The 12,487-nt window shown below is 71.7% G+C and carries 11 protein-coding genes; 6 read left to right on the top strand and 5 right to left on the bottom strand.

Going from position 1 to position 12,487, the window contains the following annotated elements; genetic code table 11:
* Together D7W79_RS28595 and atpH are read right to left on the bottom strand one after the other, a co-directional pair.
* The coding region (locus D7W79_RS28595; protein ID WP_147442099.1) for a PAS domain-containing protein at window positions 1-918 on the bottom strand (918 nt) is incomplete at its 3' end.
* A 151-nt stretch (window positions 919-1,069) separates the two neighbouring features.
* A complete protein-coding gene (gene atpH / locus D7W79_RS28590) occupies window positions 1,070-1,612 on the bottom strand; it encodes an ATP synthase F1 subunit delta (RefSeq protein ID WP_120528556.1) in 543 nt (180 codons plus the stop codon).
* A 245-nt stretch (window positions 1,613-1,857) separates the two neighbouring features.
* Between atpH and D7W79_RS28585 the strand changes: the two genes are divergently transcribed.
* From D7W79_RS28585 to D7W79_RS28565, 5 genes are all read left to right on the top strand, one after another.
* Window positions 1,858-3,684: an Hsp70 family protein gene (locus D7W79_RS28585; RefSeq protein ID WP_120528555.1), complete on the top strand. Its 1,827-nt coding sequence runs from the start codon at window positions 1,858-1,860 to the stop codon at window positions 3,682-3,684.
* A gap of 93 nt (window positions 3,685-3,777) precedes the next feature.
* On the top strand, window positions 3,778-4,950 hold the full coding sequence (locus D7W79_RS28580) for a TIGR02266 family protein (protein ID WP_244222017.1): 1,173 nt from the start codon (window positions 3,778-3,780) through the stop codon (window positions 4,948-4,950).
* A 126-nt stretch (window positions 4,951-5,076) separates the two neighbouring features.
* Complete coding sequence (locus tag D7W79_RS28575; protein ID WP_120528553.1) at window positions 5,077-7,221, top strand: beta-propeller domain-containing protein; 2,145 nt, start codon at window positions 5,077-5,079, stop codon at window positions 7,219-7,221.
* Window positions 7,222-7,296: 75 nt separating this feature from the next.
* Window positions 7,297-8,703, top strand: coding sequence for an MATE family efflux transporter (locus tag D7W79_RS28570; RefSeq protein ID WP_120528552.1), 1,407 nt, complete (start codon window positions 7,297-7,299; stop codon window positions 8,701-8,703).
* A 95-nt stretch (window positions 8,704-8,798) separates the two neighbouring features.
* On the top strand, window positions 8,799-9,443 hold the full coding sequence (locus D7W79_RS28565; protein ID WP_171433302.1) for a LysM peptidoglycan-binding domain-containing protein: 645 nt from the start codon (window positions 8,799-8,801) through the stop codon (window positions 9,441-9,443).
* Between the two features lie 91 nt (window positions 9,444-9,534).
* Here the strand turns inward: D7W79_RS28565 and D7W79_RS28560 are convergent, their stop codons facing one another.
* From D7W79_RS28560 to D7W79_RS28550, 3 genes are all read right to left on the bottom strand, one after another.
* Window positions 9,535-10,248 (bottom strand): esterase family protein, encoded by a 714-nt coding sequence (locus D7W79_RS28560; protein WP_120528550.1) that lies wholly within the window; start codon window positions 10,246-10,248, stop codon window positions 9,535-9,537.
* A 65-nt stretch (window positions 10,249-10,313) separates the two neighbouring features.
* Window positions 10,314-11,027 (bottom strand): YqiA/YcfP family alpha/beta fold hydrolase, encoded by a 714-nt coding sequence (locus D7W79_RS28555; RefSeq protein ID WP_120528549.1) that lies wholly within the window; start codon window positions 11,025-11,027, stop codon window positions 10,314-10,316.
* Window positions 11,028-11,063: 36 nt separating this feature from the next.
* Window positions 11,064-11,684 carry a hypothetical protein gene (locus tag D7W79_RS28550; RefSeq protein WP_120528548.1) on the bottom strand — a complete coding sequence of 207 codons (621 nt, stop codon included), beginning with the start codon at window positions 11,682-11,684 and terminating at the stop codon, window positions 11,064-11,066.
* Between the two features lie 45 nt (window positions 11,685-11,729).
* On the opposite strand from D7W79_RS28550, the gene D7W79_RS28545 reads away from it, so the two are divergent.
* A partial coding sequence (locus tag D7W79_RS28545) for an AAA family ATPase (protein WP_208729862.1) occupies window positions 11,730-12,487 on the top strand: 758 nt, incomplete at its 3' end.

Here is a 12,487-nt window from a genome sequence, read left to right as displayed (position 1 = left end):
CACCTGCTCGGTCAGGTCCTCCGGCAGGGACGCGGCGTGCTGGAGGGCGAGCACGTCGCAGTGCAGCCTCTGCAGCGGGGCCTTGAAGCCGTCCCCCGCCGCGTCCAGGAACTGGTCGCGGAAGTGCTCCATCCGCATCAGGCGCTCCTCGGCGGCCTTGCGGATGCTCACGTCCCACACCGCGCCCATGCGCACCGCGCGGCCCTGGAAGGTGGCCGGCCGGCCCATGACCTCCACGGGGATGCGGCGGCCGTCGCGGTGGAGCACGGCCAGCTCGTACGGGGCCTCCACGCCGCGCTCCATCACGTCGCGGGCGGGGGCGCGGAACTCCGGCGCCACGCAGTCCAGGATGTTCCGGCCGATCAGCTCCGCCGTCTCGTAGTAGCCCAGCAGACGCCCCAGGCCGGGGCTGATCTCCAGGAACTGCCCGCGGTCGTGGAAGAAGTACCCGTCGCAGGAGATCTCCACGATGGAGCGCATGTGCTCCTCGCTCGCGCGCAGCGCCGCCTCCTCGCGCAGGCGCGTGGAGGTGTCCCGCAGGAGCAGCATCACGCCCGCCGAGCCCGCCGGCATCGCGCTCACGGTGAGGTGGCGCAGCGTGCCCACCTCGCCGAAGCGGCCCTGCACCAGCTCCTCCGCCACGCGCTCACCGGACTGCGCCCGCGCGAGCAGCGGCGACAGGGGCGGCGCCAGACCCGGCCACGCCTCCGACAGGAAGCGGCCCACGCAGAGCGCCGACGGCCGGCCGCACAGCTGCGCCAGCAGGTCGTTCATCCAGACGAGGCGGGAGTCCCCGTCCACCAGCGCCACCCCCCAACCCGGCGCGTTGAGCAACGCTCCCAGGAAGGGCAGGGTCTCCTCGGGAACCCCCGGGGACGGAAGGGCTCCGGGAAGCCGTTGGAACACAGGCTGCGGCATGGGCGGGTCGTCTCGGAAAACGCGGGCTTGTCCGCGTTGACGAGAAGTATACCCATTCCCCGAGCCGACGGGAAATACAGGTTTGACTAGGACTGCGGGGCAACCCGGACAACCCGGCACGTGGGTCGCACCGGGAGTCCCAGGGGTGCGGCTACTTCAGCTGGCGGCGCATCTCTTCCAGCTGGGTGCGCAGGGTGCCGTCGTAGAGGGTGCCACCGACCTGGGCGGCCACACCGCCGAGCACGGACGGATCCACCTTGGTCTCCAGCACGACGTTGCGCTGGGTGAGCTGCTGGAGCGACTGCTGGAGGCGGGTGACGGCGTCGGCCGACAGCGGCGCGGCGCTGGTGACCTGGCCCCGGATGCGGCCCGCGCGGGCGTCCGCCATGTCGCGGTAGAGCCGGGCGATGTCGGGCAGGTAGCCCAGGCGGTTGCGGTCCACCAGCAGGCGCAGCGCGTTGGCCAGCGCGGGCTCCGCGGGGGAGGGCATGGACTGCAGCAGGGCCTCCACCACGCGGTTGCGCTGGGCGCGGCTGTAGGCGGGGTTGAGCAGCACGTCCGACAGGTCGGGGCTCTGGCCCACGACGGCGGCGAAGGCGTTGAGCTGCTCCGCGACGGCGTCGGTGCGGTTGCCTTCCGCTGCGACGTCGAGGATGGCGCGGGCGTAGCGGCGGGCGATGGAGACGTTCACCATGACGCTGGCGCCCTTAGCATGGGGCGTCCCTGGCGGCAATGATGCCGGCGCGGTGGCCGCCCGGGACCTCCCGAGGTCTGAAGACAGCGGGCGGGGAAGCGTGCACGGGTGGGCGCTTCGGGTGTGCGCTGGTGGCCGCCGTTGGGCCCCAAAAGGCAGGTCCGCGCCCGGCAGCGGACGACCTGGGTGGAACAGGACTTGGCGGAAGTGGGCCCTTACCCGTAGCGTGGGACCCACCCCTCGCCATGCAAGAACCTGTCATCGGCATCGACCTGGGCACCACCAACAGCGTCGTGGCGACCGTGGAAGACGGCCGTCCGCGCCTCATCCCCTCGCGCTCGGGAGGACGCCTCACGCCCTCGGTGGTGGGCCTCACCCGGGCGGGCGACCGCCTGGTGGGGCAGCCGGCCCAGGCCCTGGCGGAGGAGCACCCGGACGCGGTGGTGTGGGCCACCAAGCGCTTCCTGGGACGCCGCTACACGCCGGAGCTGGTGCAGCAGGCGAAGGCGGTGGTGCCGTACCCGCTGGTGGCCGGCCCCACGGGCGACGTGCGCGTGAAGCTGTCCGGCCGCGTGCTGCCCGTGGCGCAGGTGTCCGCCTTCATCCTGGGGGAGCTGCGCCTGGACGCGCAGGCGCACTTCGGGCGCGACGTGCGCAAGTGCGTCATCACCGTCCCTGCGAACTTCGACGACAACCAGCGCCAGGCCACGCGGGAAGCGGCGGCCATCGCGGGGCTGGAGGTGGTGCGGCTGGTCAACGAGCCCACCGCGGCGGCGCTGGCGTACGGCCTGTCGCGCGGCTTCGAGGGCAGCGCGCTGGTGTTCGACCTGGGCGGCGGCACCTTCGACGTGTCCATCCTGGACGTGAAGGCGGGCGTCTTCGAGGTGAAGGCCACCGGCGGCGACCACGCGCTGGGCGGCGAGGACTTTGATCAGCGCATCGTCCAGTGGCTGCTCGCGCAGGTGGAGGACTCCTTCCAGGAGGCGGTCTCCAAGGACGCGCAGTCGCTGCGGCGGCTGAAGGTGGCGGCGGAGGCGGCCAAGCGCGAGCTGACCGAGTCCGATGAGGCCACCATCTCCGTGTCCGGCCTGGGGGACCACACGTCGGGCGCGAAGCGCTTCACGGAGATCAACACCGCGCTCACGCGCAGCTTCTTCGAGACGCTGTCGGAGCCGCTGTCGCGCCGGTGCCTGGACGTCTGCAAGAGCGTGATGGCGGAAGCGCGCATGGATCCGCGCTCCGTGGACGTGGTGCTGCTGGTGGGCGGCATGACCCGCGTCCCCCTGGTGCGCCGGCTGGTGGCGGACTTCTTCGGCCGCGCGCCCTCCACGGACGTGCACCCGGACGAGGCCGTGGCGCTGGGCGCCGCGGTGCAGGCGGACGAGCTCATCCGGCAGGCGGGCCAGGCGCTGCTCCTGGACGTGGCCAGCCAGAGCCTGGGCGTGGGCGTGATGGGCGGCCGGGTGAAGCGGCTCATCCCCAAGAACACGGGCGTGCCGGTGGTGGCGCGCGACATCTTCTTCCCGGGGACCTCCGGCCAAGCCGAGGCGCGCATCCCGGTGTACCAGGGCGAGAGCGAGTTCCAGGACGAGAACCACAAGCTGGGCGAGGTGGTCCTCAAGAACCTGCACGTCGCCGCGCGAGGGGAGACGCCGCTGGAGGTCGTCTTCGAGCTGTCCGGCGAGGGCATCCTCGCGGTGAAGGCCACCGACCTGACCTCCGGCAACATGGAGCTGGTGCGCCTGGAGGCCCGGGCCACCCTGCCGCAGGGCGAGGCGGAGAAGCTGGGCCAGGAGCAGTCCAACTACGCCCAGGCGCAGGGCGTGGTGGACGCGCGCAAGGCGGAGGAGACCTTCCGCAAGCTGCTGGAGCGCGGGGAGAAGCTTGCCCGCCTGCTCCAGCAGAGCGCCCGGGAGAACCCCAGCCCGGAGGCGGAGACGGCCGTGGGCACCGTGCAGCAGCTGCTGGTGGGCGGCAAGGACGCGCTGGCCGCCGGGGACGCCGCGCAGTGCGCCCTGATTGCCCGCCAACTCACGAAGTTGTTGTCCGGCCGCGCCGAGCCCCGCGGCTGACGTCCCGCGGCACACGGAAAAGGCGTCCACCAGCGCACGTTATGGCGCCGGGTCCGTGGTGCCTTTCGCGGAGTCCGCTTATCTCCGGATGTCATGATGACCCCCGGCTTTTCTCCCCGCCCGAGAGACCTGGTCTTCGTGGTGGACGACTCGCGGACGGCGCGGGACGTGATGCGGCTGCACCTGTCGCGCATGGGCTGCGACGCGGTGGGGCTGGAGGGGGCGGATGCGTGCCTGGCGGAGCTCGCGCAGCGGACGCCGGCGCTGATCCTCATGGACCTGCACCTGGAGAAGCTCCAGGGGGACGAAGCCTGCCGCATGGTGAAGGCGCACCCGGCCGGCCGCAACGTGCCGGTGGTGATGTTCACCGCCGCGGACGAACCGCACGAGGTGATGCACTGCGGGCGCGCGGGGGCGGACGACTTCCTGCCCAAGCCGGTGAGCCAGGAGGCGCTGGCGGCGAAGGTGGCCGCGGTGCGCCTGTCGCGCGAGCGCGCCTGGACGGGTCCGCCGCGCGGGCGGGGCGTGCTGCTGGTGGAGGGCGGCCGCTTCCTGCACACCTTCCTGGGCGGAGCGCTGGAGCACGAGGGGCTGCACGTGCTCTACGCCAAGGACCTGGACGACGCGGCGGCGCAGGCCCAGGCCCAGGGCGAGCGGCTGGACGGCTTCGTGGTGGACGTGTCGCGGCTGCCGCGCGAGTCCCTGGCGCTGGCCACGCGCCTGCGTGAGCAGTTCCCGCGCAAGCCGCTGGTCCTGATGTCGCGCGTGGAGGAGGCGCCGGACGTGCTGGAGCGCGCGCAGGCGCTGAGCGGCGCGCCGCTGCTGCTCAAGCGGCAGCTGGGCGCGGACGAACTGCTGGCGAAGGTGATGGCGCGCCTGTCGCCGGGCACGGTGCCGTTGAGGGCCGCGGAGCGCGTTCCCTTCTTCACCGTGGTGGAGTTCAACACGCAGGGCGGCCCCACGCTCAGCGGCTTCAGCCACGACGCCAGCCCCCAGGGCCTCTTCGTGCGCACGCTCACGCCCGCGCGCGAGGGCTCGCGGCTGTCCCTGCGCCTGGTGATGGCCGGCCAGCGCACGCCCTGCGAGGCGCAGGCGGTGGTGGCGTGGTGCAACCCGCCCGGGATGGGCGGCGCGTTCCGCTCGCAGACGGGCATGGGCCTGCGGCTGGAGGGCATGGACGCGCAGCTGCAGCAGCGCTTCGTGCGCTTCGTGCCCCAGACCCTCGGTTTTCCCACCGCGGGTCCCGTGCGCGCCTCAGGTTTCTGAGAGCGGCGGGTGCCCCCGCGCGCGCTCCAACCCCCCGCAATCACGGACAGACGGCACGGGATTTCCCCCTGGCATGGGCGTGGCAAAGCGCTGCGCCCCGCGAGGCTTTCGCGGGAGGAATCACGCATGCGTTGGAGTCTTTTCGGAACGGTGGGGCTCACGCTCCTGGCGGTGGGGTGCGGTGACGGGGGGAACAAGGCGCCGGACGGCCTGGACAACGAGCCCGTGCAGCAGTCGCTGAAGCTGGAGTCCTTCAACGACTGCTCGGGGCTGGAGCGGTACATCGAGGACACCGCGACGAAGCAGATGCGCGCGAGCCTGGAGCAGCAGAAGCCCGGCTATTGGGACCGCTTCGGACGGGGGCGCGGCGGCGTCGTCTTCGGCCCGATGCCCGCGGAGGACTCGGCGGGTGGCGGGAACATGTCGTCCGGCGGCGGCAGCCAGGCGCCCAAGGACTCCACCGGCACCAACAACCAGGTGGAGGGCGTGCACGAGTCGGACTTCGTGCAGAACGACGGCACGCGCATCTTCGTGCTGTCGGGCAACCGGCTGTACGCGCACCGCTCGTGGCCCGCGGAGCAGCTCACGCTGGCCTCGACGCTGGAGGTGGAGGGCTGGCCCCGGGAGATGCTGCTCGACGAGCACCACCGGCTGGTCATCATCTCGCAGGTGGCGCAGTCGCTGCCGGGCGTCCCGGCGAAGACGAACGGGGGCGTGGGCGGGAGCATGGTCCCCATGGCGGACATCGCCTGCTACGGCTTCAACTGTGGCTACTACAACGCCGACAGCACCAAGGTGACCACGGTGGACGTGTCGGACGTGGCGCACCCCACGGTGGTGGATCAGGTCTACCTGCCCGGCATCTTCAGCCAGGCGCGCCGCGTGGACAGCAACGTGCGGCTGGTGCTGGCGGACGCGTTCCGCTGGCCGGAGGACGTGAAGTTCTGGGTGGACTACTCGGAGGACCTCTACAAGGACGAGGACAAGCTCACCCAGGCCATCGACGCGCTCATCAAGAGCAACGAGAAGAGCATCCGCGCCAACACGCTGGACAAGTGGCTGCCCGCGGGCCGGCACGTGGACGCGTCGGGCGTGACGACGTCGCTGCCCACGTCCTGCGGTGACTTCTACCGGAGCAACGCGCCGTCCGCGCTGGGCTTCGTGACGGTGGCCTCGCTGGACCTGGACGCGCGCACGGCGGCGCCGGGGCGCACCAGCCTGGTGGCGGAGCCGGGCACGGTGTACGCGTCGAAGCAGTCGCTGTACCTGGCGCACCCGCACTACTGGTGGTGGCCGCTGCCCGGGCAGAAGGACTTCACCTACCTGCACAAGTTCGACCTGAGCCAGCCGGGCCGCGCGGTGTACGTGGGCTCCGGCACGGTGGAGGGCACGCCCATCGACCAGTTCGCCATGGACGAATACGAGGGCGTGCTGCGCATGGCCACCACGGTGACCACGCGCATCCCGGAGCCCGAGCACCCCGACTGGTGGTGGGGCCGCACGACGACGGCCAGCCGCGTGACGACGCTGGGCGTGAAGGACGGGCACCTGGCGGAGCTGGGCCGCAGCGAGGACCTGGCCGACGGCGAGCGCATCTTCAGCGCGCGCTTCGTGGGTGACCGCGGCTACGTCGTCACCTTCCTCCAGGTGGATCCGCTCTTCACCTTCGACCTGAGCGATCCCGCCCATCCGCACAAGGTGGGTGAGCTGAAGGTGCCCGGCTTCTCCACGTACATGCACCCGGTGGGCGACCACCACCTGCTGACGCTGGGCATCCACCGGGAGGCCAACGGCGGCTGCTGCGGGACGAGCACGGTGAAGCTGTCCCTCTTCGACGTCGGCGACCTGGCGAACCCCAAGGAGGTCTCCACGCAGCTGGTGGGCGAGGCCTACGGCTGGAGCGAGGCCCTCTACGAGCACAAGGCCTTCAACTACTTCGCGGCCAAGGGGCTGGTGGCCATCCCGTTCACGGACTACTCGCGGTCGTACTCCTCCTACGAGAGCTACTGGCAGAACTTCCGCACGGAGCTGCGCGTGTTCCGCGTGGACCTGGCGGCGGGCATCTCCCCGGTGGGCGCGCTGCCCATGTCGGACCTCTTCAAGACCATGAACATGCCGCAGTGGAGCTACTACTACGTGCCGGACGTGCGCCGCAGCGTGATGGCGGATGACTACGTCTACGCCATCAGCGACGCGGGCGTGCGCGTGTCGAAGGTGGACAGCCTCCAGACGCCGCTCGTCACGGTGCCGTTCCCGGCCAGCACGCCCTGACGCAGGCGGGCGGTCAGGCGGGAGAGGGGCGTGCGTCGCTTGCGCCGACGCGCTCCCTTCCCTATAGGCCCCGCCATGCCGCCCGAAGCCGTCGAGCCCTCTCTGTCGTCCTCCCCCCCGGCCCGCGGCATCCGGGGGGAGCTGCGCGCCCTGCTGGGGCTGGCCATCCCCCTGTGCATCGCGCAGGCGGGGCAGTCCCTGATGGGCGTGACGGACACCTTCATCGTCGGCCGGGCTGGCACGTCCGCCCTGGCGGCGGTGGGGCTGAGCCACGCCCTCTTCTTCGCCGTCAGCAGCTTCGGCATGGGGCTGATGATGGGCGTGGACCCGCTGGTGTCGCAGGCGATTGGCGCCGGCAACCCGCGCCGTGCCCGGGACGTGCTCTGGCAGGGCGTGTGGCTGTCCGCGGCCGTGGGCGTGGTGCTGTGGGCGGTGCTCATCACGGTGCCGTCGGGCCTGCCGTGGGTGGGCGTGGCGGAGGAGCAGATCGTCCAGGTGCGCGCCTTCCTGCACTTCCGCGCGCCCAGCCTGCCCCTGATGCTCATCTTCCTCACGGTGCGTGCGTACCTGCAGGCCATCGGGATGCCCCGGCCGCTGGTGGTGTCCACCGTGCTGGCCAACGTGCTCAACCTGATGCTGGTGCCGCTGTTCGTCTTTGGCGGCGCGTCACTGCCCGCGTGGGCGGGGCCGCTCACCCGCGTGCCGGCCATGGGCGCGGCGGGCGCGGCGCTGTCCACGCTGCTGTGCACGGCGCTGGAGGTGCTCATCGTCGCGAGGGCGGTGCACGCCATCCCGGTGCCGGACCGGCCGTCGCGCAAGCCGGTGATGGCGGACCAGCTGCGCGCCTTCCGCGTGGGGCTGCCCATTGGCCTGCACATCGCGGCGGAGGTGGGCGTCTTCGCGCTGGCGGGCGTGCTGGCCGCGAAGCTGGGGCCGGAGAGCATGGGCGCGCACCAGATTGCCCTCTCCTTCGCCAGCCTCACCTTCACCATGGCGCTGGGCATCGGCAACGCGGGCAGCGTGCGGGTGGGCTGGGCCGTGGGCGCGCACGACACGCCCCAGGCCCGGAGGAGCGGGCTGATGGCCTTCGCCCTGGGCGCGGTGGTCATGTCGCTGGGAGGGCTCGTGTTCGCGCTCTTCCCCCGGGGCCTGGCGAAGCTGGCCGGGGCGCCGGAGGACGTGCTGCCGCTCCTGCTGCCCCTGCTGATGGTGAGCGCCATCTTCCAGATCTTCGACGGCGTGCAGGGCGTGGGCGCGGGCGTGCTGCGCGGCGCCGGCCAGACGCGCTTCACCTTCGTGGCCAACATCGTGGGCCACTACGCCGTGGGCCTGCCCCTGACCCTGCTGCTGGGCTTCCACCTGGGCATGGGCGTGCTGGGCATCTGGTGGGGCCTGTGCGCGGGGCTCATCACCGTGGCCGCCGCCGTGCTGTGGCGCTTCTTGCGCGTCAGCACCGGCACCCTGAGGCCCCTGGAGGGCTGAGGGTGTAGGGTTTCAGTCCGGACGGAAACTCCAAGAATCTTGGAAACGGCCGCAACCTGGATCGGGAAGTCCCGACAATTGTCGCAGGAGCCTCCATGTCCAACTACCGCATCCGCCCTGGCGACACCCTCTCTGGTCTGGCCGCTCGTTTCGGAACCACCGTTTCGAAGCTGGCGAAGGACAACAACATCTCCAACCCGGACCTCATCTTCTCGGGCAACAACCTGAAGATTGGGCACTCGGGCACCGACAGCTTCGACGCCGGTGGGGGACGTCGGGGTGTGCGCGGCGGCGGCACGGGGAACACGGGCGGCGTGGACGTGGGCGGCCCGACGGGCGCGGGCCCCAGCAACGCGAGCGCCACGATGCGCCGGCTGGCGGAAGCGGGCCGTGCGGCGGCGATGGGCATGGGCGGCTACAACAGCCAGGGCCTGTGCGCCACGGGCGTGAGCCGGGCCATCCGCAACGCCATGGGCATCGGCGTGTCGGGCAACGGCAACCAGATCGACAACAACCTGCCGCGCGACAAGTTCAAGCAGGTGGACATGTCCCTGGAGGAGGCGCTGAAGATTCCGGGCCTCATCCTCACGTGGGAGAAGACCTCGTCGGCCGCGGGCAGCATCTACGGCCACACGGCCATCACCAGCGGCGACGGCCACTCGTCCGCCAGCGACTTCATCGAGCGCAACACGACGAACAACGGCCGCACCGGCCTCAAGATCTTCATGCCCATCGACTGAGCCTTCCGGCACCGTCGGTGAAGCAGCGCGCGAGCCTCCGGGTCCTTCCGACCGGGGGCTTTGTCGTGTCCGGAGCCCGGACTCCGGCGCTTCAGGCCGGCAGGTACTGGCGGATCATCTGCCGCCACACGGGCCAGTCGTGGGTGCCGCCGTTCCAGATGGACAGGTCGTTGCGGATGTCCTTCTGCCAGAGCAGCTTGGAGAGGTTCTCGTTGGAGGGGCGGCAGAAGTCGTGCTCGCCCACGGCCAGGGTCATCTCCACGCGGCGCAGGGCGGACAGGCGCCCCGGGTCGTTCAGGCCCGGCAGCCACTGCGGCGCGGTGTGGAAGTACACCTGTTCGTCGTGGTGGCCGTCGAGGAAGTCCTCCGTCTCGAACTTGCCGCCCATGGAGATGAGGCGCTGGAAGACGTCCGGGTGGCGCAGGCCCACGTTGTACGTGTGGAAGCCGCCCAGGCTGCACCCGGCGAGCGTGAGCCGGCCTCCGTTGGAGCGGCCCCGCACGAGCGGCACCGCCTCGTGGACGAGGTAGTCCTCCCACTGCGCATGGCGGGCCACGCGCACGGCGGGGGCGACGTCCTTGTTGTACCAGGACTCCTCATCCACCGAGTCCACGCACAGGACGACGTAGCGGCCCGCGGCGATGCCGTCCGCGATGGCGCCGATGAGGCCGAAGTCCTCGGCCTGGTAGAAGCGGCCCTTGCTCGTGGGCACCAGGATGACGGGCTCGCCCGAGTGCCCGTACACCAGCACTTCCATGTCCCGGTTCAGCCGCGGGCTGTGCCAGCGGTGGTATTCGCGGTTCATATGGCCGTCACCTTAACCGGCGCGTTCGCGGCGCAAGCAGGGCGGCCACATCGGGCCTGCTCGGGTCAGCGGCCAGTGAACACCTGCCGGGCGGGCTCCACACCCCACGGGGCGAGGAAGGCATCCGCCTCCCTCGCGATGAGCTCCAGCGACGCGGTCAGCTCGTGGCCGTCGTCCACCTCCACCAGCCGGACGTGGCGCTTGCCCCGGGCCCACTCGCGCGAATAGCGCACGTCGCAGGTGTCATCCTGTCGACCGTGCACGATGAGCGTGGGCACGCGCACGTCGGGCCAGGGGCCGCGCTTCGCGTCCATGGCCTGGGCCTCCTCCACGATGCCGTGGTGCACGCGCGCGCGGCGCTTCTCCGCGTGGTCGTCCGTCTCCAGGAAGCCCGTGCGCTTCCACTCCGCCCAGGCGTTGGCGCCCATGCGGCGCTGGAGCTGCTCCACGAAGTGGAAGGCGGGGGCCAGCAGCACCAGGGCGCTCACGCGCGCGTCTGCTTCCGCGGTGCGCGCGGCGACGAGCCCGCCCAGGCTGGAGCCGATGACGACCGCGCGGTCATTGGGGGCGCCCAGCGCGTCCCGCACGGTGTCCAGCATGGCGTGCAGGCCCAGGTGCTCCAGCGACGGCACGCGCAGGTTGAGGCGCTCCAGGGGGATGCCCTGCTTCGCCCAGTGCGCGTCCAGCCAGACGCCCTTGGCGGACGCGGGGCCGGAGGCGAAGCCGTGCAGGTAGAGCCAGCGGGGACCGGAGGCAGGGGTGGAGGGCGGCGCGTTCATGGACGGGCACTGTATCCGTACCCGTACCCGCGCCCGCTAGAAGCGCAGCACGGGCCCGGCGACGATGCTCTGGAGCGGCTTGGCGCACATGTTCACGCTCACCCCCGCGCTGGCGCTGGTGTCGTCCGCGTCCTTCGTGAACTTCACGTCGCAGAACTGGATGGCGGTGGCGATGGAGATGCCCCACCGGTCGGAAATCCACCCGTCCACGCCCACGCGGAAGGCCATGCTGGTGACGTCGAAGTCCTCGCGCCGCAGCTGGCCCAGGCTGTTGGGCGTGAAGGGCTGCGACCAGCTCTTCGCCAGCCGAGCGCCCACCCACGGCGTCACCGGCTTGTCCCCCAGGAAGCGCAGGCGGGCCTCCAGCCCCACGGCGGTGTAGTCCAGCTGCACGTGGCTGAGCTCGGACGGGTTGTTGGCCTCCGCGAACTGCTGGCCCCAGGTCTGGGTGGTTTCGAAGACCGCGCCCAGGGACAGGCCGGGCGGCGTCTCCACGGCGAGCCAGGCCTGGAGGGCGGGGCCCTTGGCGCGCCATTCGCTGAAATGATCCAGGGTGATGCCCGCGCCCACGGAGGCATAGCCGTGCCACCCGTCCGCACCCGCCGGCCCGGCGAGCAGCACGCCCGCCACCGCCAGCCACTTCCACTTCGTATCCATGCCGCCACTGTATGCCGGACCGGGGGCGAGGCTAGGCTGGCGGGCATGTCCGTTTCTTTCGAGGTCGCGGCGGCCGAGGTCCGCGACGCGCTCACCGACGCGAGCCGGGGTCTGGTGGAGCGCGAGGCGATGGTGGAGCTGGTGGCGCTGTCGGCGGTGGCGGGCGAGCACCTGCTCGTCGTGGGGCCGCCGGGCACGGCCAAGAGCGAGGCGGTGCGCAGGACGGCGCGTGGCCTGGGCGGCTCCTACTTCGAGTACCTGCTGGGCCGCTTCACGGAGCCGTCCGAAATCTTCGGGCCGGTGGACCTGCGCAAGCTGCGCGAGGGGCTGGTGGAGACGGAGACGGCGGGCATGCTGCCGGAGGCGGAGGTGGCCTTCCTGGACGAGGTCTTCCTGGGCTCCACCGCCATCCTCAACACGCTCTTGGGCCTGCTCAACGAGCGCACCTTCCGGCGCGGCCACACGCGCATGCAGTGTCCGCTGCGCGTGTGCGTGGGCGCGTCCAACGCGCTGCCGGAGGACGACGCGCTGGCCGCCTTCGCGGACCGCTTCCTCGCGCGCATCTTCGTGGAGCCGGTGCCCGACCCGCGCCTGGAGGAGCTGCTGGAGGGGGGCGCCTTGCTGTGGACGGACGCGGCCCCCCGCGTGGCGTCGCTGGCGTCGCTGGACGTGGTGGCCCGGGCGGCGCGGGGCGCGGACCTGGGGCCGGTGCGGCCGCACCTGGCGCAGGCGCTGCGGACGCTGCGCGCGGCGGGCATCGCGCTGTCGGACCGGCGGGCGGTGAAGGTGCAGCGGCTGGTGGC

It is taken from the genome of Corallococcus exercitus, assembly GCF_003611585.1.
GTDB classification, from domain to species: domain Bacteria; phylum Myxococcota; class Myxococcia; order Myxococcales; family Myxococcaceae; genus Corallococcus; species Corallococcus exercitus.
This window is presented reverse-complemented; position numbering and strand designations above follow the sequence as displayed.